Annotated in this window: 21 protein-coding genes and 2 tRNA genes; 19 read left to right on the top strand and 4 right to left on the bottom strand. The window is 69.0% G+C overall.

The features are described from left to right. The first annotated feature begins 2 nt into the window (after window positions 1-2). The 9 genes from RAC81_RS04735 to dinB all read left to right on the top strand — a co-directional run bounded on the left by RAC81_RS04735 (window position 3) and on the right by dinB (window position 9,351). Window positions 3-494 carry an FBP domain-containing protein gene (locus tag RAC81_RS04735; protein WP_375081250.1) on the top strand — a complete coding sequence of 164 codons (492 nt, stop codon included), beginning with the start codon at window positions 3-5 and terminating at the stop codon, window positions 492-494. 46 nt (window positions 495-540) lie between these two features. Then, window positions 541-1,338: an enoyl-CoA hydratase/isomerase family protein gene (locus RAC81_RS04730; RefSeq protein ID WP_375081249.1), complete on the top strand. Its 798-nt coding sequence runs from the start codon at window positions 541-543 to the stop codon at window positions 1,336-1,338. A 116-nt stretch (window positions 1,339-1,454) separates the two neighbouring features. Beyond that, entirely contained in the window at window positions 1,455-2,465 is a 1,011-nt protein-coding gene (locus tag RAC81_RS04725; RefSeq protein WP_375081248.1) for a hypothetical protein, read from the top strand. Next, on the top strand, window positions 2,462-3,256 hold the full coding sequence (locus RAC81_RS04720) for an inositol monophosphatase family protein (RefSeq protein WP_375081247.1): 795 nt from the start codon (window positions 2,462-2,464) through the stop codon (window positions 3,254-3,256). The genes RAC81_RS04725 and RAC81_RS04720 overlap by 4 nt, the downstream gene beginning before the upstream one ends. A gap of 192 nt (window positions 3,257-3,448) precedes the next feature. Then, complete coding sequence (locus tag RAC81_RS04715; protein ID WP_375081246.1) at window positions 3,449-4,651, top strand: M23 family metallopeptidase; 1,203 nt, start codon at window positions 3,449-3,451, stop codon at window positions 4,649-4,651. A gap of 69 nt (window positions 4,652-4,720) precedes the next feature. Then, a tRNA-Thr gene (locus tag RAC81_RS04710) sits at window positions 4,721-4,792 on the top strand. Window positions 4,793-4,826: 34 nt separating this feature from the next. Next, window positions 4,827-4,900: transfer RNA gene (locus RAC81_RS04705), tRNA-Met, on the top strand. Window positions 4,901-5,918: 1,018 nt separating this feature from the next. Then, window positions 5,919-8,030 carry an endonuclease/exonuclease/phosphatase family protein gene (locus RAC81_RS04700; RefSeq protein WP_375081245.1) on the top strand — a complete coding sequence of 704 codons (2,112 nt, stop codon included), beginning with the start codon at window positions 5,919-5,921 and terminating at the stop codon, window positions 8,028-8,030. 124 nt (window positions 8,031-8,154) lie between these two features. Continuing rightward, window positions 8,155-9,351, top strand: a complete 1,197-nt coding sequence (gene dinB, locus RAC81_RS04695; protein WP_375081512.1) for a DNA polymerase IV — start codon at window positions 8,155-8,157, stop codon at window positions 9,349-9,351. Window positions 9,352-9,376: 25 nt separating this feature from the next. On the opposite strand, the gene RAC81_RS04690 is transcribed toward dinB, so the two are convergent. Beyond that, the gene (locus RAC81_RS04690) at window positions 9,377-9,868 is read right to left on the bottom strand and encodes a MarR family winged helix-turn-helix transcriptional regulator (protein ID WP_375081244.1); all 492 of its coding nucleotides are present in this window, start codon (window positions 9,866-9,868) and stop codon (window positions 9,377-9,379) included. 104 nt (window positions 9,869-9,972) lie between these two features. On the opposite strand from RAC81_RS04690, the gene RAC81_RS04685 reads away from it, so the two are divergent. From RAC81_RS04685 to RAC81_RS04670, 4 genes are all read left to right on the top strand, one after another. Then, a complete protein-coding gene (locus RAC81_RS04685; RefSeq protein ID WP_375081243.1) occupies window positions 9,973-10,764 on the top strand; it encodes an SDR family NAD(P)-dependent oxidoreductase in 792 nt (263 codons plus the stop codon). A gap of 78 nt (window positions 10,765-10,842) precedes the next feature. Then, window positions 10,843-11,010 (top strand): hypothetical protein, encoded by a 168-nt coding sequence (locus RAC81_RS04680; RefSeq protein ID WP_251586343.1) that lies wholly within the window; start codon window positions 10,843-10,845, stop codon window positions 11,008-11,010. Window positions 11,011-11,164: 154 nt separating this feature from the next. Continuing rightward, window positions 11,165-12,223 carry a nucleotidyltransferase domain-containing protein gene (locus RAC81_RS04675; RefSeq protein ID WP_375081242.1) on the top strand — a complete coding sequence of 353 codons (1,059 nt, stop codon included), beginning with the start codon at window positions 11,165-11,167 and terminating at the stop codon, window positions 12,221-12,223. Window positions 12,224-12,225: 2 nt separating this feature from the next. Then, window positions 12,226-12,717: an HIT family protein gene (locus RAC81_RS04670; RefSeq protein WP_375081241.1), complete on the top strand. Its 492-nt coding sequence runs from the start codon at window positions 12,226-12,228 to the stop codon at window positions 12,715-12,717. A 49-nt stretch (window positions 12,718-12,766) separates the two neighbouring features. Here the strand turns inward: RAC81_RS04670 and RAC81_RS04665 are convergent, their stop codons facing one another. Further along, on the bottom strand, window positions 12,767-14,413 hold the full coding sequence (locus RAC81_RS04665) for an MDR family MFS transporter (RefSeq protein ID WP_375081240.1): 1,647 nt from the start codon (window positions 14,411-14,413) through the stop codon (window positions 12,767-12,769). Next, entirely contained in the window at window positions 14,413-15,018 is a 606-nt protein-coding gene (locus RAC81_RS04660; protein ID WP_375081239.1) for a TetR/AcrR family transcriptional regulator, read from the bottom strand. Before RAC81_RS04660 ends, RAC81_RS04665 begins: the two co-directional genes overlap by 1 nt. A gap of 280 nt (window positions 15,019-15,298) precedes the next feature. Here RAC81_RS04660 and RAC81_RS04655 point away from each other — a divergent pair, with 280 nt between their 5' ends. Genes RAC81_RS04655 through RAC81_RS04645 form a run of 3 tightly spaced genes read left to right on the top strand, consistent with a single transcriptional unit; the run spans window position 15,299 to window position 16,829 of the window. Next, on the top strand, window positions 15,299-15,865 hold the full coding sequence (locus tag RAC81_RS04655) for an RNA polymerase sigma factor (protein WP_375081238.1): 567 nt from the start codon (window positions 15,299-15,301) through the stop codon (window positions 15,863-15,865). Then, window positions 15,862-16,485, top strand: coding sequence for an Asp23/Gls24 family envelope stress response protein (locus RAC81_RS04650; RefSeq protein WP_375081237.1), 624 nt, complete (start codon window positions 15,862-15,864; stop codon window positions 16,483-16,485). The genes RAC81_RS04655 and RAC81_RS04650 overlap by 4 nt, the downstream gene beginning before the upstream one ends. Continuing rightward, window positions 16,482-16,829 carry a hypothetical protein gene (locus RAC81_RS04645; RefSeq protein ID WP_375081236.1) on the top strand — a complete coding sequence of 116 codons (348 nt, stop codon included), beginning with the start codon at window positions 16,482-16,484 and terminating at the stop codon, window positions 16,827-16,829. Before RAC81_RS04650 ends, RAC81_RS04645 begins: the two co-directional genes overlap by 4 nt. Window positions 16,830-16,892: 63 nt before the next feature. Here RAC81_RS04645 and RAC81_RS04640 read toward each other — a convergent pair whose 3' ends face one another. Continuing rightward, a complete protein-coding gene (locus RAC81_RS04640; protein WP_375081235.1) occupies window positions 16,893-17,738 on the bottom strand; it encodes an SDR family oxidoreductase in 846 nt (281 codons plus the stop codon). A 94-nt stretch (window positions 17,739-17,832) separates the two neighbouring features. On the opposite strand from RAC81_RS04640, the gene RAC81_RS04635 reads away from it, so the two are divergent. The 3 genes from RAC81_RS04635 to truA all read left to right on the top strand — a co-directional run bounded on the left by RAC81_RS04635 (window position 17,833) and on the right by truA (window position 20,711). Next, window positions 17,833-18,198: a winged helix-turn-helix transcriptional regulator gene (locus tag RAC81_RS04635; RefSeq protein ID WP_375081234.1), complete on the top strand. Its 366-nt coding sequence runs from the start codon at window positions 17,833-17,835 to the stop codon at window positions 18,196-18,198. Window positions 18,199-18,297: 99 nt separating this feature from the next. Further along, window positions 18,298-19,839 (top strand): APC family permease, encoded by a 1,542-nt coding sequence (locus RAC81_RS04630; protein WP_375081233.1) that lies wholly within the window; start codon window positions 18,298-18,300, stop codon window positions 19,837-19,839. A gap of 23 nt (window positions 19,840-19,862) precedes the next feature. Beyond that, a complete protein-coding gene (gene truA, locus RAC81_RS04625) occupies window positions 19,863-20,711 on the top strand; it encodes a tRNA pseudouridine(38-40) synthase TruA (protein ID WP_375081232.1) in 849 nt (282 codons plus the stop codon). Window positions 20,712-20,738 lie beyond the last annotated feature (27 nt).

The raw sequence follows: 20,738 nt of genomic DNA, 5'->3' as shown, positions 1-20,738 counted from the left end.
GGATGCGAGCGCTCACCGAGGCAGACGTCCGTGCGTCCTTCGTCAACGCCGATCCCGATGAACTGCGCGTCATGGAGATGCCGCACGATTTCCTGCTGATCGACTGGGATTACCTCGACTTCTTCGCGTGGCGGGATCCTGGCGCGGGGCGCCGCGGATACGTGCTCGTGCAGCACGACGGCGCCGTCTCCGGCATCGTGCTGCGCGTCTCCGAGCCAGGCCGCGCACGCTCCGGCATGTGCAACATCTGCCACACGATGCAGCCGGGCAACCAGGTCGCCCTGTTCTCCGCACGGCGCACGGGTGAAGCCGGCGCTCGAGGCGACTCCGTCGGCACGTACATCTGCGCCGACCTCTCGTGCCACGACAACGTGCGACTCGCGCACCCGCTCGCGCCGAACGAGATCCGCGCCGCCGGTCAGGTGGACTTCCGCCTCGACGGCACGCGTCGCCGCATGGAGGCGTTCACGTCCCGCGTATGGGCCGATTCCTGATCGCGGTTAGCCTGGGGGCATACGTCCTGTGCTCGAAGGAGAAGCCATGAGCGATGTCATCCTGTCCACCGTCGACGAGGGGCTCGCCCGGCTCACTCTGAACCGCCCGGAGCGGCTGAACGCCTTCAACGCCGAGCTGGCGCACGCCTGGCGCGACGCCACGGCAGATGCCGTCGCACGCGACGACGTCAGGGCGATCCTCATCGACGCGGCAGGGCCGTCGTTCTGCGCGGGCGGCGACGTCATCGAGATGGCGACCACCACGGGCGCCGGCACCGACATCACGGCGCTCGCCGAGGTCATCAACAGCGGCATCCGCTCGCTCACCGAATCCGCGGTGCCCGTGGTGGTCGCGGCGCACGGCACGACGGCGGGGGGCGGCCTCGGCATCCTGCTCAGCAGCGATTACGCCGTGGTCGGATCGCGGTCTCGCCTCGGCAGCCTGTACGCGAACATCGGGCTGACCCCCGACCTGTCCGTGTCGGCGCAGCTCGCGCGGGCCGTCGGTCAGCGCCGAGCCCTGCAGCTCGTGCTGCAGGATCGGCTTCTCACGGCTGAAGAAGCCGTCGACTGGGGGCTCGCCGCCGAAGAGGTGCGGGGAGAGGATGCGGCGGGCGAGGCTGAGCTGGTCCGCTCCCGCGCCGAGGAGATCGCGCGCTTCTGGCTCGCCGGGGCGGCGGAGGCGTACGGGCAGGCGAAGCGTCTCGTCCGGTCGCAGCCGGAGCGCACCTTCGCCGAGCAACTCAGCGAGGAAGCCCGCTCGATCGGTGCGGCGATGGCCACGCCCGATGCGCAGGCGCGCATCGCCGCCTTTGCCGCCGCATCGTCGCGCTCCGCACGCTGACCTCTTCTGCACCGATCGGCATTCCGAGCGATTCCGTCGGGACCCTGCCCCGACGCCGCGAATCGGACGGGGCACGTGCAAGGATGATCGCAACGCCGCACAACGAGAGGAACGCGATGTCCCAGCCGGAGATCGCCCAGCCGCCGCAGCCGCTGGCCGACAAGAAGAACCTGTCCCTCCTCATCCGGGGAGCGATCTGGATCGCGATCGGCGCTCTGATCGCCGCAGCGCTCGTGTGCGTCATCTGGGTGCTGATCGGAGACCAGGACGGACTCATCGGTCGCGCGTTCCTCACGATCCTCCTGCTCGCCGGGTTCGCGGGCATCGCGATCCTCGAGGCGAGCCTCGCCCCGAACCGACCGGACTGGCTGGCGTTGGCGAGCATGGTGACGTGGATCATCGCGCTGCTCGTCGGGGCGGTCAAGATCTGGCTCCCCGAGGACGACGCGTACTTCACCGGCGCTGAGCGGTTCTTCCAGCTGCTGCTCGTGGTCGGCATCCTCCAGTTGGCCCTGCTGCACGTGCGACTCTTCACTCCGGCGGCCCAGCGCCACCGCACGACCTTCACGCGCATCATCTACATCGTGACGCTGGTGTTCCTCGCCGGACTCGTCGGGATGCTGGTGTTCTTCCTCACCTTCCCGCACACGTTCGACTACGGCGAGCTGTACTGGCGCATCGTGGTCGCGCTGACGATCCTCGCGGCGGTCGGCACCACGCTGATCCCGCTGCTCAATGCGCTGTTCGCGCCGAAGAAGGCGCGCTCGCCGCAGCCGCTCACGTCCGCTCCGGCGTGGCCCACGTACGCCGACGGTTCGACGCCGCTGCCTGTACTGCCCGACGGCTCGCCGGACTGGAACGCCTACTACACGGGTCACCCGTCGGTGATGCCGCAGGCGCAGATGCCGCAGCAGGCTCCGCTCGCGGTCGCGGCTCCGCAGCCCTTCCCGGTCGCGAGCTTCCCGCCCGCTCCCGAGGCCGGCGCGCCGACGCACTCGCCTACGCCTCCGCCGCCTGCTCCTGCTCCGCCCGCACCGGCCGGTCAGGCTCCTGGCGTGCCGCCGGCGCCCCCGGCTCCCGACGCGCCCGGTGCATACCCGCCCGCTCCGCCGATGCCGCCGCAGTGAGCACCGAGACCGAACTGCGCGACCTCGCATCGGAGATCGCGAAAGAGGCCGGCGAGCTGGCACGGCGACGCCGAGCGGAGGGTGTCCATCTCGCCGCGACCAAGTCGTCGATCGCCGACATCGTCACCGAGGCCGACCGCGAGGTCGAAGCCCTCATCCGTGATCGACTCCGCGAGGCACGGCCCGGCGACGGCTTTCTCGGGGAAGAGTCGGACCCCACGTCGGGGGAGACGGGGATCACCTGGGTGGTCGACCCCATCGACGGCACCGTGAACTACGCCTACGGCAGCCCGATGTACGCGGTGAGCATCGCCGCCGTGCAGGGAAGCGCCGACCCGGACTCGTGGGAGGCGCTCGCCGGCGCGGTCTACTCGCCAGCCGCGGGCGAGCTCTTCACCGCCGCGCGCGGTCACGGCGCCCGGCTCGGCGACCAGCGACTCTCGGTCAACGAGTCGACTCCCGCGGGAGCGCTGCTCGGCACCGGATTCGGTTACGACCAGGCCACGCACGACGGCGACCTCGCGACGACCCGCAGCGTGATGACGATGGCGCGCGACCTGCGCCGGTCGGGCTCGGCGGCGCTCGACCTCTCGTACGTCGCGGCCGGACGCCTCGACGGGTACTTCGAGCGCGGTCTCAAGCCCTGGGACTTCGCGGCGGGCGCGCTGCTCGTCGCCGAGGCCGGGGGTCGAGTGTCGCGCATCGACGTCGCCACGCCGAGACCCATGCTCATCTCCGGTGGAACTGCGGTTCATGACCGGATCTGTGACATCATCGGAAAGGAAACGTGAGCGATTCATGGCATTCCCAGCCTCCTCGGGCTAGGGTTTATCCGATCGTTACTTTCATCGCCCCGAACGATGAGAGCCCGAACGCCCCCCAGCGTGACGTCTGACCCGAGAGAATTCGTTTTGCCCTTCGAGAACCCCCAGGCTGCCTCTGCGCCCACGCGCCGGTCCAGCCGACTCCGCACCGAGCCCATCGTGGCCACCGCGGCAGAGGTAAAGGCAGCCGACTCCGAAGACGCTTCCCCCGTCTCCGCCGCACCGCTGTCTCGCCGCGCCGCCCGTGAACGACTGACCACCGCAGAGGTGTTCGTCGCCGCCACAGCCGTGGCCGCCGCGACCGCAGCATCCGAGTCCACCGACCTCGAGCCCGCCGACTCCGACGCGGCCGCTCCGGTCGAGGCCGTCGAGAGCGCAGAAGCGTCGGCCGCCGCAGAGCAGGTCGCCGCAGAGCCGGCCGCCGCCGAGCGGGTCGCCGCCGAGGCGTCGATCCCCGACGCGGCCGACTTCGACGCCGATCCGTTCACGACCGCATCCCGCGTCTTCCGCGCGGTCGCCACCGGCCCGACTCCCACAGCGTCGGCCGAGGAGCCGGTCGCCGAGCCCGCGACGGCTCCGGCCGATGAGGCGCCGGCCGCCGCGCACGTGGCTCGCCGCCGTCCGCCCGCGCGGAAGTTCCTGGCCGTCGGTGCGACCGTCGGCGTCATGAGCCTCGCCGGTCTGCTCGCGGTGGGGATGACGCTTCCCGCGGAGGCCGTCGCCGCCGTGCAGGGCGGTCAGCCGCTGTCGGCCACGTCGCTGGTCGCCGCCTCCGGCGCGGGCGAGACCGGTGGCAAGAGCGATGAGATCCAGGCGTTCGTCACGTCGTCCGACGTGCAGAACGAGTCGCTGGCCCGCTCCGACAGCTTCTCCACGATGTCGCTCGTCGAGGTCGCATCGGAAGAGGGCATCAACTACTCCAACGAGGTCTTCACCAACGACCCCGAGGCCGCCATCCAGTGGCCGTTCAAGGTCGGCGTGGGCATGAGCTCCGGCTTCGGCATGCGCTGGGGCCGTCTGCACGAGGGCATCGACTTCGTGCCCGGCGAGGGCGCCCCGATCCAGGCCGTCGCCGACGGCGTGGTGCGCATCGCGACCGAGCAGGGCGGCGCCTACGGCGTCACGGTCTACATCGACCACGTCATCGACGGAGAGGTCGTCACCAGCCACTACTCGCACATGCAGTACGGCTCGCTGCAGGTCAAGGCGGGGCAGACCGTGAAGGTCGGCGACGTCGTCGGTCACACCGGCAACACGGGCCGCTCCTACGGCGCGCACCTGCACTTCGAGATCATCGTCAACGGCGCGAAGATCGATCCGCTGCCGTGGCTCCGTGAGAACGCGGGTCGGTACTCGTACTGACCCGCCTCGATTTCATGAGGACGCCACTGTGATGGTATTCTCGTGTGGTTGCCCCGCGAGGGGCAGCACGCCCCGATAGCTCAGTGGCAGAGCACTTCCATGGTAAGGAAGGGGTCGTCAGTTCAATCCTGACTCGGGGCTCGCAGTATTCGCATCTGCAGTGCGGATGCCGTGCGGCAGGGTAGCTCAGTTGGTGAGAGCGCACGACTCATAATCGTGAGGTCGCGGGTTCAAGCCCCGCTCCTGCTACAGAACGAAAGCCCCGGATGATCCGGGGCTTTTGGCGTATCCGGGCAGGTTCTGCGCTCAGTGCCGGCGGTTCGCGGGTGTGATGGCCGGTTTCCGGCGTCGAGGGCACATGGTTCTGGTTCGATCACGGGCTCACCGACGTAGACTGATGGCACGGCGGGCAGTAGCCCTCGGAGCCTGGCAGTCTTCCGGACGGTATGACGAGCCAGGCTCACGTATTTCTAAAGCCGAGTGATTCGGGACCCGACGATCGCATCGGTGCGACGGATCCAGTCACCGCCGTTTGAGTAACACCAGGCGACGGCGTCGCTCACCCAGAGCAGCGGATGCTCGTGCGGCGCGACATGCCGCTACTGCATCTCCGGCGATCCAGCACGGCGGATTACGTCGGCGATCAGTCGCCGGTCGGCGCGTTCGAGGGACTCGTCGCGTTCGAGGATCAGCTGTGCCACACCCGCGCGAACGGCGTCCTCAGTGAGTGCGGCCGGCGATAGTGGCCGCGCCTCCCTGTCGGGTCGGCGCTTGACTACCCATACCGACACCCGCACCTCGAGTGCGCACATGCGCGAAAGGATCTGACGGCGTCTGCTGTCGCTCTCGCTCTTGAAGTGGATCCGGCTTTGACCTGGCTTGAGAAGCTCCCGGAGCATCCGTTCGGAGGCGTGGACGTCGCCGGTGGCCGTGGCAGTCGCGACGACGTAGTACCCGCGAGCCTTCGACTCATCGACCTAGACGCGGTCAGCGGGGCGGAAGGTCACTGCTCCAACGCACGTGCGGCCTCGGACGCAGGCCGAGTACGCGAACACGGTGCCGGCGGCGTCACCCCTCCCGGTCCTGAACAGGTGCGCATCGTGGGCGCTCGACTTCGGCTCCGCCGGCTCGCGTGTCCTCGTCCGGTCCCTTCGCGTTCACCGGCCTGTCACCTCCCGGCGGTTCTCTCGCGTCGAGGGAGGTCATCCGAGCCTTCCGCCGGCTCCCGACGGGTGCCGATCGCGTCTCTGGAAGGAACATCGTAGACATGTCCTCGTCTCCCGCCCCCGGATCGCGCCGACGCCGGCGCGTCCCACTGCTCGCGGCACTTCTCGCCGCAGGCGTGCTCGTCGTATCGCCACTGATGGGTGCGGCTCCGGCCGCGGCTGCCGCGGCATCCGAGATCACCCTATCGACCACCGAGGTCGCGCCGGGCGCGAACCTCGCCATCGACTTCGCCACCGACCGCCCGAGCGCGAAGAACTGGGTCGCGATCTACCCCGCATCGAAGCCCGAGCCCTGCGACGCCTGCGGCATGGCGTGGGCGTATGCGCCCGGAGCCTCCGGCTCGGTGCAGTTACCCGCGAAGGACCGATCCGGCAACCCGCTCCCGGCCGGCGACTACCGCGTGGAGTACCTCTACGACGACGGCTACACGCGGGTGAGCGAGCCCGTCGCATTCACGGTCGCGGAGGCGCCCTACGAGGGTCCCGCGGTCGATCCGACGAAGCCGATCGCGCTGTCGGTCGTGCAGCTCAACCTGTGGGGCAAGACCACCGACGCGACGATGCTCGCCGAGATCGGCGCCGACCTCATCTTCGTGGAGGAGGCGCAGAGCGGCGCGGCGGCCATCGCGCGTGACCTCGGATTCGACTACCACTCGACGGGCGGCAGCGCAGGGGTCATCTCGCGCTACCCGATCGTCGACGCGGGCGTTGTGAGCGTCCCTGGTACCCAGGGCGGGTGGATGAAGGCGATCGTCCAGGTGGGCGACACGCAGATCGCGGCCTACGGCGGCCACCTCGAGTACCGCTACTACGCGACGTACCTGCCCCGCGGCTACGCCGGTGACGTACTTGGCGCCGGCTTCCCGGCCGAATGGCGCGGCTGGAACAAGCTCAGCGCCCCGGTGACGGATGTTCCGCAGATCCTCGCCGCCAACGAGGCCTCGGGCCGCCCTGCCGCCGCGACTGCGCTGACCGCCGACATGGCGACCGAGCGTGCAGCCGGACGCCTCACGATGATGGGCGCCGACATGAACGAGCCGTCGACGCTGGACTGGACCGAGGCGACCGCGAACCTCTACGACCACAACGGCGTCGTCGCACCGTGGCAGACCACCAGCATCCTGCGCGATGGCGGCCTCGTCGACGCGTACCGCGCGACCTACCCCGACCCCGTGACCCACCCCGGTTTCACATGGCCCGCCGACACCCCCAACGTCAGCGTCTCGCAGCTCGCGTGGGCTCCGGAGGCCGACGAGCGCGACCGGATCGACTACATCTTCTTCGCGCCGGACGAGCGTTTGATCCTGGAGAGCACCCGGATCGTCGGACCGAAGGGCGACATCGTGCGCGGCGCGCGTGCGCTGCCGGTCTCGGACGAGGAGATCTTCACCCCCCAGACGCTGTGGACCAGCGATCACAAGGGGCTGCAGGCCGAGTTCGTGGTCTGCGGCGAAGCCTGCCTGGCCGCCGCCGAGCCGGGTGATCTCGTCGTCGGCACGCCGTCGATCACCGGCACCGCGAAGGTCGGCGAGACGGTCACCGCGCAGCCGGGGGAATGGACGACGGGCACCGCGTTCACCTACCAGTGGCTGGTCGACGGCGAGGCTGTCGACGGCGCCACCTCGGCGGCGTTCACGGTCCCGGCCGCGCTGGCCGGGCGCGCGCTCTCCGTCCGAGTCAGCGGCTCGCTCGACGGTTACCTGCCGGCGCAGGCGACGAGCGCCGCGGTGACGATCGCCGAAAGCGAGCCGGAGACGGAGAACCCGACCGTCGTGCTCGGCTCGCAGACGGTCGCGGCAGGCGGGTCGCTCCGTGTCTCGGGCACCGGCTTCGCCGCGGATGCTCAGCTGCGGCTCGAGCTCCACTCGACGCCCGTGAGCCTGGGCACGGTCACCGCGACGATCGCGGGGGAGTTCGCGACCACCGTGCAGATCCCGGCATCCGTCTCGGACGGCGCGCACACGCTCGTCGTGATCCTCCCCGACGGCTCGCAGGTGCGGGCCGCCGTCACGGTGACCGCCGCGCAGGGAGCGGCGGCCGACGGCCTCGCGCAGACCGGCGGCGAGCTCCCGTTCGCCGCGGTGTGGATCGCGCTCGCGGCCCTCGGCCTCGGCACGGCGCTGTTCATGCGCCGCCGTCTGCGTCAGCGGTAGCACTCGGGTCCTTCGCGTGGCCGTCCCGATCTCGATCGGGGCGGCCACGTCTGCATGCCCTCGGCCCGCGGATGTCGGGGGTCGGTGCGACGATTCTCCCGATCGGATGCCGAAGGGAGGCGTGATGCGCGAGGAGGCGACCGTGCTGCACGCCGACCTCGACGCGTTCTACGCCTCGGTCGAGCAGCGAGACGCCCCCGCGCTCCGCGGGCGACCGGTGATCGTCGGCGGAGGGGTCGTGCTGGCGGCGAGCTACGAGGCCAAGGCCCGCGGAGTCCGGACGGCGATGGGCGGGCGGCAAGCGCGCGAGCTGTGCCCGGAGGCCGTCGTCGTGCCCCCGCGGATGGATGTCTATTCCCAGGCGAGCCGCGACGTCTTCGCGATCTTCCGCGACACCACCCCGCTCGTCGAGGGCATCTCGATCGACGAGGCGTTCCTCGAGGTCGGTGGTCTCCGCCGCCTCGCCGGCAGCCCGGAGCAGGTCGCGGTGCGTCTGCGCGAGCGAGTGCGCACCGAGGTGGGTCTGGCGATCTCCGTCGGGGTCGCTCGCACGAAGTTCCTCGCCAAGGTCGCGAGTGCCGTGAGCAAGCCGGACGGCCTGTTGATCGTGGAACCGGAATGGGAGCACGCGTTCCTCCTCCCGCTTCCCGTCGAACGCCTGTGGGGCGTCGGGGCGGCGACCGCCGAGAAGCTCCATGGCCTCGGCATCCATACCGTGGGCGAGCTCGCAGAGCTCGAGGAGGCGACGGCGGAGAGGCTGCTCGGGAAGGCGAGCGGCGCGCACCTGCATGCGCTGGCCCGGCTGCGCGATCCTCGGCCCGTCGACACCGCGCGGCGGCGGGCCTCCATCGGATCGCAGCGCGCGCTCGGGTCCCGGCCCCGTTCGGAGGCGGAGCTCGACGTCATCCTCACGCAGATCGTCGACGGTCTTGCGAGGCGGCTGCGCGAGCGGGATCGCGTCTGCCGCACGGTGGTGCTCCGGCTGCGATACGGCGATTTCGCCAAAGCGACGCGGTCGAAGACCCTGCGCACGCCGACGGGCCGTACCTCGGTGCTGCTCGCGCTGGCCCGCGGACTCCTCGTCGCCGCCGGTCCGGAGATCTCGCAGCGAGGGATCACGCTCATCGGCATCTCGCTCTCGCAGCTCGCCGGCGCCGACCGCGCGCCCGCCGAGCTGCCGTTCGACGACGAGGGAGGCCAGCAGCTGGACTCGGTCCTCGACGCGGTGCGCGAGCGCTTCGGGTCGGCGTCGCTCTCGCGGGCGACCCAGGTCGGACGGGATCCCGGATGGTCGACGCCGGTGCTGCCCGAGCACGAGTGAGCGCTCGGAGACCAGGCCGCGGACGTCAGGCGGGAGGCGGTGGGCTCCACGGCTCGCCGGGGCCGACGGCGATCGCGATGCGGCGGCTGATCTCGCCGAGCTGACGCGTCTGCGCGGCCGTCAGCGCATCGAAGACGAGCTCGCGCACGAGCGCCTGATGGCCGGGCGTGGAGTCGACGACCGCGCGATGACCCGCATCCGTGAGCACTCCGAGCGTGAAGCGTCCGTCGGTCGGATCGACCCGGCGCTGCACCCACCCCTTCTTCTCGAGGCGGGAGACGGCGCGGGACAGCCGCGACAGGGTGCAGCTCGCATAGGCGGCGATCGTGCTCAGGCGCAGAGTGCGCTCGGGCGCCAGGTCGAGCGCCTGCAGGATGCCCTGCTCGAAGTGCGTCAGCCCGCTGTCGCGCTGCAGCTGCGCGTCGAGCGCGGCCGGCAGACGCTCCAGCATCGATGCCAGTGACGCCCAGATCGCGAGTTCGTCGGGAGTCAGCGCGGATCTGTGCGGGTCGGTCATGGTGACAGCGTAGGCGTTGATGACTTGCTTGAGCAAGTAACGACGCGTAGCATCACTTGCTCAAGCAAGTCATCACGGCGCGAACGCGTCCGGAAGGGAATGGGATGGATCTGCGACTGCAGGGCAAGAGGGCGTTCATCAGCGGATCGAGCCAGGGGATCGGCTTCGCCGTCGCGACAGCCCTCGCGGCGGAGGGAGCGGAGGTGGTGCTCAACGGGCGCGACGCAGGACGACTCGACGGGGCCGTGCAGCGTCTCCGAGCCGAGTGCCCCGGTGCGGCGGTGTCGGGGCTCGCGGCGGACTTCGCCGATGCGGATGCGGTCGCGCGTCTGATCGACGATCTCGGAGATGTCGACATCCTCGTCAACAACGTCGGACTGTTCGGTCTCGCCGAGTTCGCAGCCATCGACGACGAGGAGTGGTCCCGGTACCTGGAGGTGAACCTGATGAGCGGCGTCCGCTTGTCGCGCGCGCTGCTGGACGGGATGCTGCGGCGAGGGTGGGGACGCGTCGTGTTCGTCAGCAGCGAGTCCGGCGTGAACGTCCCGGGCGACATGGTGCACTACGGGGTGACGAAGGCGGCGATGCTCGCGCTCGCCAACGGCCTTGCGAAGCTCACGCGCGGCACCGCCGTCACCGTCAACACGGTGCTCGGCGGCCCGACGTACTCCGAGGGCGTCGCCGCCTCGGTCGAGGCGATCGCCCGCATCAGCGGCACGTCCGAGAGCGAGATGCGCGAGGCGATCATCGGCCAGAACCGCACGACCCTGCTGGAGCGCTTCATCGATCCCGGCGAGATCGCGAACCTCGTGGCCTATCTCGCGAGCCCCGTCGCATCGGCCACCAACGGTGCAGCGCTCCGAGCGGACGGCGGCGTGCTCACCGGCATCCTCTGACCGGCTGTCAAGGGGTCGCCCGGATCCTCTGTCGCGACGAGACTGGAGTTCCTGTCCGCAGCAGAGATCGGAGTGATCATGTCAGACCCTCAGATGCCACCAGGTGACGAGGCCGAGATCGACGCGACCGGCGTGGACGCCGACTTCGTGACGAACGACCGTGATCCTGAACCCGACGAGGCGACGCCCGGGGAGGGGCAGACCTCCGGCGACGACGACGAGGTCGACGTGGCCGACCTGCCCTGACAGGCGACCGGATGACAGAAGGGCCCGGGACTCCGCGTGAGTCCCGGGCCCTTCTGCGTCCTCACCGGCCGCTGGGTGTGCGATACCGGTATTCCGCTCACAGCACCGCTGCTGCAGCGGGCGCGCGAGCTACCCTGAATCGAGTCCGCTGGGGGTGACGCTGTTGGGATTGAAGCTCGACGAGGCCGACCGTGCGCAGTGGCGCGATGAGGTCTTCCGCGATCTGCGAGTGAATGACGCCACCCGAGCGCCGCTCGAGCAGGCCATGCAGCGGTCGCGCATAGCGATCGTCGAGGCGCGCCGGACGCTGGATGCCGACGGAAGACTGCCCGACGGTCATGACATCGTCGCCTTCGGATCGCTCGCGCGCTTCGAACTCACTCCGCAGTCCGATCTCGACTGGCTGGTCGTGACGTCGGAGCCCAACTCGTTCGACGTGACGCCGCTCATCGAGAACCTCAGATCGAAGCTCGTCGACGGAGTCACGCTCAGCGAACCGGGAGACGGCAGGCTCTTCGGTGAGACGATCGCCGTAGCGGACCTCGTGACCAACATCGGTCTGCAGGAGGACACGAACCATACGACCACACGGCGCATCCTGTTCCTCGAGGAATCGGTCTCCCTGGCGCGGCCCCACATGAACGCCCTGAGGAGTGTCCTCGACGCATATGTGAAGGCCAAGGACGGGTCGGACCAGATTCCGCGCTACCTCCTGAACGACATCATCCGATACTGGCGCACCATCGCGGTCGACTATCAGGCGAAAGCCACGCAGAAGAACCCCAAGGCGCTGCGGTATCTCAAGCTGCTGATACCCCGCAAGCTCTGCTACGTCGCCTCGATCGCCCCTCTGTACCTCCTGCACCGCTGTGACACAGGCTGCGAGGACCAGCTCGAGTACCTGCTCGATCAGTACTCGACGCCGGCGCTCGAGCGTCTGCTCGGTCTGCTCGCTCACGTGGCGAAGGGCGGCGACGAGGCGGTGCGAGAGCGGTGCCGCCGGGTCGTGACCGCGTCGAGTCGGTTCATCGAGAGCTCAGGGCGTGCCGAATGGCGCGCAACGATCGAGGCGGACTTCATAGGGGACGACAGGAAGAACTCCGAGGGCTTCGGGTCCATGCGTACACTGGGCAAACAACTCCACGAGGATCTGTGCGGGATCTTCCACGCAGAACCCTTCGCCTCCTTCTCCCGCGAGTACATGGTGATCTGAAGATGTCTTCACTGACGAGCGCACTCGAGACAGACACGCCCTGCATGACGTGCGGCTTCGAGCTCTGGGAGCCGATCGCGACCTCGACGCACGGCAAGCTGGGGCTCTACAATGACGATCGCTTTCCCGGCAGGTGCATCCTCGCGTTCCCGCAGCATGCGGATTCCCTCGAGTCGCTGCCGATGGACTCGATGATGGGATTCCTCCGCGACATCCAGATCGCCATGAAGGCGATCAGATTGGCGACCGGAGCTCGCCGTGTGAACGTCTCCATCCTCGGCAATCGCGATCCGCATCTACATGCTCATCTTGTGCCGAGGTGGCCCGACCGCGAGGAGTTCCCCGACTGCTCGCCCTGGAACGATCGCCGCGAGAAGGGGCTGCTCCCGGCTGGTCGCGTCCGCGATCTCAAGGCCGACATCCTCGCCACGATGAGGGGCATCGACACGAGGACGACGCGCTTCGCGACGCCGACGCCGATGTTCGAGACCTGAACGGCAAAGGGCCCGGGACTCCGCGTGAGTCCCGGGCCCTTCTGCGTCCTCACCGGCCGCTGGTATCCCCGGCGTCGGTGCGGGCCGATGACCCGGAGAGCCCGCGCTGCTCGGCTTCGAGGCGCTCCGCCTCCTCGCCGCTGATCGCCTCGCCGCGCGCGACGAGCCCCGCCTGGTCGGAGAGCGGGATCTGCTTCAAGAGGAGCGAGAGCAGGAGCGCCACCGCGATGAACGGCACGAGATACCAGAAGACCGGCGCGAGAGCATCCGCATACGCCGTGACGATGCCGTCGCGCACCTCGTCGGGGAGGGCACTGAGGGTCGCGGGGTCGATGGTCGACGCGGCCTGCGAGGCCTCCTCGGGCGAGGCACCGGCGCCGCCGAAGACACCCAGCAGGTTCTCGGTGAGTCGCGTCGTGAAGAGCGTGCCGAACACGGCGGTGCCGAGCGAGGCACCCACCTCGCGGAAGTAGTTGTTCGTGCTCGTCGCAGTGCCGATCTCGCCGGCGGGCACCGCGTTCTGCACCACGAGGACCACGACCTGCATGATGAGCCCGAGTCCTGCGCCGAAGAAGAACAGGAACACGCAGATCAGCCAGATCGGGGTCGACGCCGAGAGCGTCGTGAACGCCACCATCGCGAGGCCCGTGATGATCGTGCCGACGATCGGATAGACCTTGTACTTCCCGGTCTTGGAGATCGCGATCCCCGAGAAGATCGAGGTACCCATCAGGCCCACCATCATCGGGATCATCAGCAGGCCGGATGCCGCGGCAGACGTGCCGGACGACATCTGCAGGAACGTCGGCACGAAGCCGATCGCCGCGAACATGCCGATGCCGAGCACGAGGCCGATCGCCGTCGCGTTCACGAAGATCGGGTTGCGGAACAGGCTCAGCGGGATGATCGGGTCCTGCACCCGCGACTCGGTGAAGATGAACGCCGCAGCCGCGACGACGAGGCCGGCGCCCCAGGCCCAGGTCGCGCCGGAGTCCCAGCCGAACTCGGCGTCGCCGCCGAAGTCGGTGAAGAAGATCAGACAGGTGGTGGCGATCGACAGGAAGACGACGCCGAAGACGTCGATCGGCTTCTCCGCCTTCTTGCTCGGGAGCTGCAGCGCGACGACGGCGATGATGAACGCCGCGATGCCCACCGGGATGTTGATGTAGAACGCCCACTGCCAGGTGAGGTGGTCGACGAAGAACCCGCCGAGCAGAGGGCCGGCGACGGCCGACAGCCCGAACACGGCGCCGAGCGGTCCCATGTACTTGCCGCGCTCGTTGGCGGGCACGATGTCGGCGATGATCGCCTGGGAGAGGATCATCAGACCGCCACCGCCGAGTCCCTGGAGCGCGCGGAACACGACGAACATCCAGAAGTCCGTGGCGAACGCGCAGCCCACCGACGCGAGGGTGAAGAGGGCGATGGCGACGAGGAAGAGGTTGCGTCGCCCGAGCACGTCGCCGAACTTGCCGTAGATCGGCATCACGATCGTGGTGGCGAGCAGGTACGCGGTCGTGATCCAGACCTGGTGGTCGACGCCGCCCAGCTGCCCGACGATCGTCGGCATCGCCGTAGAGACGATCGTCTGGTCGAGGCTGGCGAGCAGCATGCCCGCGATGAGGGCGCTGAAGATGATCCAGATGCGCCGCTTGGTGAGCAGGAACGGCGCGTCCTTGGTGGCGGTGGCGGACATCAGTCGGCTTTCTGTGCGAAGACGGTACGGGCGGCGTCGAGACGGCGGGCGATGAGGTCGCCGAACGGCTCGGTGGACTGGTGGTGCAGCAGCTGGTCCATGCTCAGCCGCACGAGGGCGCCGACGGTGTGGACCATGACCTCGGCCTGCAGTGCGGCGCCCTCTGAGTCGCCGGTGCGCTCGAGGATGAGGTCCGTGTCTCGGCGCTCGTTCTTGGCGAGCTGTTCGAACGCGGCCCTCAGCAGGCGCGGCTCCTTTTCGATCACGGCGAACATGGCGGGCGCGTCGTCCAGCGGATTCATGAGCCCGAAACGATCCACCGTGAGACGGATGAAGTCGTCGAGCAGCTCGCCGTGCGCGCCGACGAACGCTCTCTCGAGAGCCTCCTGACGCAGATCGACCGCGGTGACGCCGAACACCGCGTTCTCCTTGCTCTCGAAGTAGTTGAAGAACGTGCGTCGCGAGACTCCCGCTTCGGTGCAGAGCTGTTCGACCGTGAACCCGGCGAAGCCGTGCTCGACCGTCAGCCGTCGTGCGGCGTCGGTGAGGGCGCGCGCGGTCTCGCGCTTGCGCTGCTCGCGGGTTGACTCTGCACTCTCGTCCATAGAGTGCAATTATGCACCATCATCCCGAGAGTGCAACTTTGGAGAACTTTGTGACGTTTCGGGGGTGGGGTGCGTCTTACAGGTGTCGCGACACTGCGACCCGTGCTGAGGGTTGTCGTGGGGACGACGACCCTCAGCACGTTCGCGGTGCTGAGGCAGGGACTCCGCTGAGAGGCGGGAAGGGATTCACGATGGGCGGCGCAGGCGATCGGGTGACGATCGATCCGCTGCGTGTTCTGCTCCGAATCCCCACTGGGGGAACGAAAGAGGGGATGGATACATGGCGACGGGCCCTTTTCGCGGAGCTCTCGAACTCGCCGACGATCGGATCGTCGCGGGTCGAGCGATCGACGGGGATGTCGCTGCTTTCGCCGTACTCGTCCGGCGGTACACGCCGATGATGCGCGCATATACGCAGCGGATGCTGAACGCCTCGGCCGATGTCGACGACATCGTGCAGGAGACCTTCGTCACGGCGTGGCAGCGGTTCTCCGAGCTCGAGGACCCCGGGAAGGTCAAGAGCTGGCTGATGCGGATCGTGAGCCGGAAGGCGGTCGACCGCATCCGAGCACTCCGTCCGACGGTCGACGTCGACGAGATCGAGCAGCCGGCGCCGTCCCACGCCGGGCCCGACCACGTGGTCGAGGCCCGGGCCGGCATCGCCGCACTGGGGGCGGCGCTGCAGGAGCTGCCGGCCGCGCAGCGGGAGTGCTGGGTGCTCCGCGAGATGGGCGGCTACTCGTACGACGAGATCGCCGAGGAGCTCGACATCCCGGTGTCGACGACGCGCGGCCTGCTCTCGCGCGCGAGGAAGTACATGATCGTTCGAATGGAGGAGTGGCGATGAGCGACGATCAGGGAGCGCCCGAGGTGCGCCGGCTCGGACTCGAACCGGGCGACCTCGACGGGCACACGCTCGACGAGCTCGCCGACTATCTCGAGGCGGACAGGACTCCGCGCGACCCCTCCATCGAGGGATCGCCCGGCTGTCAGCTCGCCCTCGACGCGCTCGCGAGGCTGCAGGGGCTGGGTGGGCAGCTCATCGATGCGGATGCTGCGGCGATGCCGCCGGTCGAGGACAGCTGGGTCGACCGCATCCTGAGCGGCATCGCTCTGGATGCTCGGGCCGGCCGCCGCGTCCCCCTCGACGGGCAGGAGCCCGGCGTCGACTTCGGCATCACCGAGGGCGCCCTGCGCGGGCTGATCCGCTCGGCGGAGAACGCGGTCCCCGGCGTCCTCGTCGGGCGAACGGCGCTCGACGGCGACGTGACGACGATAGGCACCCCCGTGACGATCGACATCGAGGTGAGCATGCTCTACGGCGAACCCATCCCCGAGGCGGTGTCGCACCTGCGGACGGAGGTCGCCGATCGCGTTCGGCGGCACACCGACATGCGGGTGACGTCGATCGACATCACCGTGCGCGACATCCAGAGGGTCGAGAACTGGACGGAGGGGCGGTCATGACCGACATCACCCCGGTGCTGGTAGAGCGTGTGGAGGCAGCGGTGCGGGCGACGTCGGGAGTGCGTGACGTCTATCGCTCGGGGTCGCTCGTGTCGAACATCGTCGGAGCGGGCGCTGCGGCGATCGGGCTGCGTGCCGGCGGCGATCCGGTCGTGGTGGTCTCGTCGGAGGAGTCGGGTGTGCGCGTCGAGGCCACCCTCGGCATCGACTTCGTGCCCGGCGCGGGCGAGACCCTGCGCGCCGTGCGAGCCGCGGTCGACGAGGCTTTGGATGAGGAAGGGGCCCGGCTCTCGTCCATCGTTCTCACGGTGGCGTACGTGCACTCTCGCGAGAACCGCGCCTGAGACGGAGCCGTCTGGGACGGGATTCGGGGGAGGGCGCCGGAGCATCCGACGCCCTCCCGTCTCTCACGCGACCGCGCGCAGACCGTCGACGAGCGGCGTCGTCGGGCGGCCGATGAGCCGGGCCAGGGTGCCGTCGGTGTGGGCGAGTGCGCCGCCCGCGATGCCGGCGTCCAGAGCGACGACGAAGCCGACGGTCCCGTCGTCGAGACCCGCCGCACGCAGCGCCTCGGCCTGCTCGTCCGGCGTCAGGCGGCGGTACTCGACCTCGCGCTCCGTGATCTCGGCGATCGCCGCGGCGAGATCGTCGTAGCTCCACGCGACGTCGCCGCCGAGCTCGTAGACCTGACCGAGGTGGCCCTCTTCGAGGAGCACGACCGCCGCGGCATCCGCGAAGTCCTTGCGGCTCGCCGACGCCACCCGTCCGTCGCCGGCGCCGGCGGCGACGACCCCGGTCTCGGCGGCGCGGGCGAGGTCGGCGGCGTAGTTCTCGGTGTACCAGTTGTTGCGGAGGATCACGGCCGGCAGGCCGGCCCGGGTGATCGCCTCCTCCGTGGCCTTGTGCTCGGGCGCGAGGACGAGATCGCTGGTCGTGGCCTTCGGAGCGCTCGTGTACACGAACTTCGTCACCCCGGCATCCTTGGCCGCGTCGATGACCGCCTGGTGCTGCGGCGCGCGCTGACCGACCTCGGAGCCCGAGATGAGGAGGACGGTGTCCACGCCGTCGAGCGCTGCGGCGATCGAGGAGGGGTCCGTGTAGTCGAGGCGCGCGACGCGAACGCCCAGGTCGGCGGCTTTCGCGGTGTCGCGGGCGCCCGCGACGATCGACCGCGGGTCGGCGCCGCGCTCGAGCAGGCTCTGGATGACGAGGCGGCCGAGCTGGCCGGTTGCGCCGGTGACGAGGATGGTCATGGGGTGTCCTTTCGTTGCTGACATCTCGCTCAACCGCCCCTTCGTCATGGAACATTCCGTATCGCGGGTACCCACTTTGACGTAAGGTACCTACATGACGGTGAGTTATGCGCAGATCCGCGAGTCGATCCCGCAGGTCTTCGAGCCGGGATGCAGCACGCGCGTCATACTCGACCACGTCATGAGCAAGTGGGGAGTGCTCGTGCTGTCGAGCCTGTCCGACGGCACCCGGCGCTGGGGGGAGCTGCGCCGCGAGGTCGGCGGCATCAGCGAGAAGATGCTCGCGTCGACCCTGCGCACTCTCGCCGACGACGGGCTCGTGCATCGGGAATCGTTCCCCACTGTGCCGCCGCACGTCGAGTACAGCCTCACCCCGCTCGGGCGCGATCTCATGCAGCACATGCTTCCGCTGGTCGCGTGGGTCGCCGACCACGCGGACGGGATGCTCGACCGCGACTGACCCGACGGATTTCGTCGTCTCACTGCCCACTGAGCCGCGAAATCCCTCGGTGCAAGAAAACGATTGACGCGATATGCGTTGAAGCCGTATCTTCTGAACATGTCAGCAACGACGCCCATCCACCTCGAACGACCCGACGGCAAGGGGCTCGCAAGCGGCTCGCTGGGGCTGTGGGGGTCGACCGTCATCGGTCTGGCCTCGACCGCGCCCGTGTACTCGCTCGTCGCGACGCTCGGGTTCGTCGTGCTCGCGGTCGGCGCCCAGGCCCCGATCGCGTTCATCATCGCGTTCATCCCGATGCTGCTCATCGCCTTCGCGTACCGGGAGCTTAACAACGCCGTGCCCGACTGCGGCACCACCTTCACGTGGGGGACGAAGGCGTTCGGGCCGTGGGTGGGCTGGATGGGCGGGTGGGGCGTCGCCGTCGCGGGGATGGTCGTGCTGGCCAACCTCGCGCAGATCGCCTCGGTCTACTTCTGGTCTCTGATCGGCTTCGATCTCGAGAACAACGACTGGCGGATCATCCTCGTCGCCGTGTTCTTCATCGCGGCGATGACGTGGGTGAGCTGGCGCGGCGTCGAGATCGGTGAGCGCATCCAGAACATCCTGCTCGGGATCCAGTACCTCGCCCTCGCGATCTTCATCGTCGCGGCGCTGTGGCAGTTCTTCGCCGGCACTGCTCCGAACCCGACGCCCTTCGACATCGCCTGGCTGAACCCCTTCGCCTTCACCGACTACTCGGGATTCATCGAGGCGATCCTGCTCGCGCTCTTCATCTACTGGGGGTGGGACACCTGCCTCGCGCTCAACGAGGAGACGAAGGACCCGAAGCGCACGCCCGGCCGTGCCGCCCTGCTGACCACGATCATCCTGCTGTTCACGTACGTCGCGGTCACGATCGCCGCGATGATGTACGCGGGTCTGGGGGAGGACGGCACGGGTCTCGGCAACGAGGCGAACGCCGACGACTTCTTCCTCGCGATCAAGGACGGACTGCTCGGCCCGTTCGGCTGGGTGCTCGTGGTCTCGGTGATCATCTCCGCGATCTCGTCGACGCAGACCACGATTCTGCCGACGGCCCGAGGCACCCTCGCGATGGGCGTGTACCGCGCCCTGCCCGCGAAGTTCAAGGACGTGCACCCCACGTACAAGACGCCCTCGTTCTCCACGATCGTCATGGGTGTGGTCGCCTCGGTCTACTACGTCGGCATGACGCTGATCAGCGACAACATCCTCCAGGACTCCATCCTGTCGCTCGGGCTCGCGATCGCCTTCTACTACGCGATCACCGGGTTCGCGTGCGTCTGGTACTTCCGGAAGGATCTGCGGAACTCCGCGCGCGACTTCTTCTTCAAGGGTCTCTTCCCACTGCTCGGCGGACTCATGCTCACCTACGCGTTCGTGCAGTCGGCGATCGACATGTGGGACGTCGACTACGGCTACACGGTGCTCTTCGGCATCGGCGGCACGTTCGTGATCGGCATCGGCTCGCTGGCGTTCGGACTGGTGCTGATGTTCCTCTGGTACCTGTTCCCGCGATCGAAGCGGTTCTTCCGCGGCGAGAGCCTGAACCGCGACACGCAGGTGATGGTGCCAGACGAGCCGAACGTGACGATCCGGTCGATCGACGGAGGCATCTGAGCCTCCGCCCCTAGGCTGGAGTGGTGCGCATCCGGCTCGACATCGCCTACGACGGCACTCACTTCCGCGGGTGGGCCAAGCAGCCCTCCCTCCGCACGGTTCAGGGCGCGCTCGAGGCGGCGCTCGCCCGCATCGTCGGCTCCGAGGTGCAGTTCGTCGTCGCGGGGCGGACGGATGCCGGGGTGCACGCCTCCGGGCAGGTGGCGCACGTCGACCTCGATGACGAGCAGTGGGCACGCATCGAGTCGCGGCACGGCCGGGCCGCGAACGACCCGGCGGGCTCCATCGCGGGACGCATGCGGGGGGTGCTCGGCGCCTACCCGGATGTGACGGTCACGCGCTCGTCGCTCGCCCCGGAGGGCTTCGACGCGCGCTTCTCGGCCGTGTGGCGCCGATACCGGTACCGGCTCGCGGACGAGGCGTCGGGGTACGACCCGCTGCGCCGGCTGGACACCACGACGCATCGTGGCACGCTCGACGCTGAGGCGATGGATGCCGCGGCGCGCACCCTCATCGGACTCCACGACTTCGCGGCCTACTGCAAGCCGCGCGAGGAGGCGACGACGATCCGCACCCTCCTCGACTACCGGTGGCAGCGGGATGCAGACGGCGTGCTCGTAGCGGAGGTGAAGGCCGACGCGTTCTGCCACAGCATGGTTCGTGCCCTCGTGGGTGCGTGCGCGGCGGTCGGCGAGGGGCGGCTCGGGATCGACGACCTCGTCGTGCTCCGCGACGCCCTCATCCGGACGAGTGAGTTCAAGGTGCTCGCGGCGCGAGGGTTGACACTCACGGAGGTCGGATACCCCTCGGATGAGCTGCTGTCGGCCCGGGCGGAGCAGACCAGGGCGAGACGCCAGTTCCACGAGGACTGACGCGGGAGCCGGATGCCGTGGCGCAGC

The organism is Microbacterium sp. CR_7 (assembly GCF_041954755.1).
In the GTDB taxonomy this organism is placed as follows: domain Bacteria; phylum Actinomycetota; class Actinomycetes; order Actinomycetales; family Microbacteriaceae; genus Microbacterium.
This window is presented reverse-complemented; position numbering and strand designations above follow the sequence as displayed.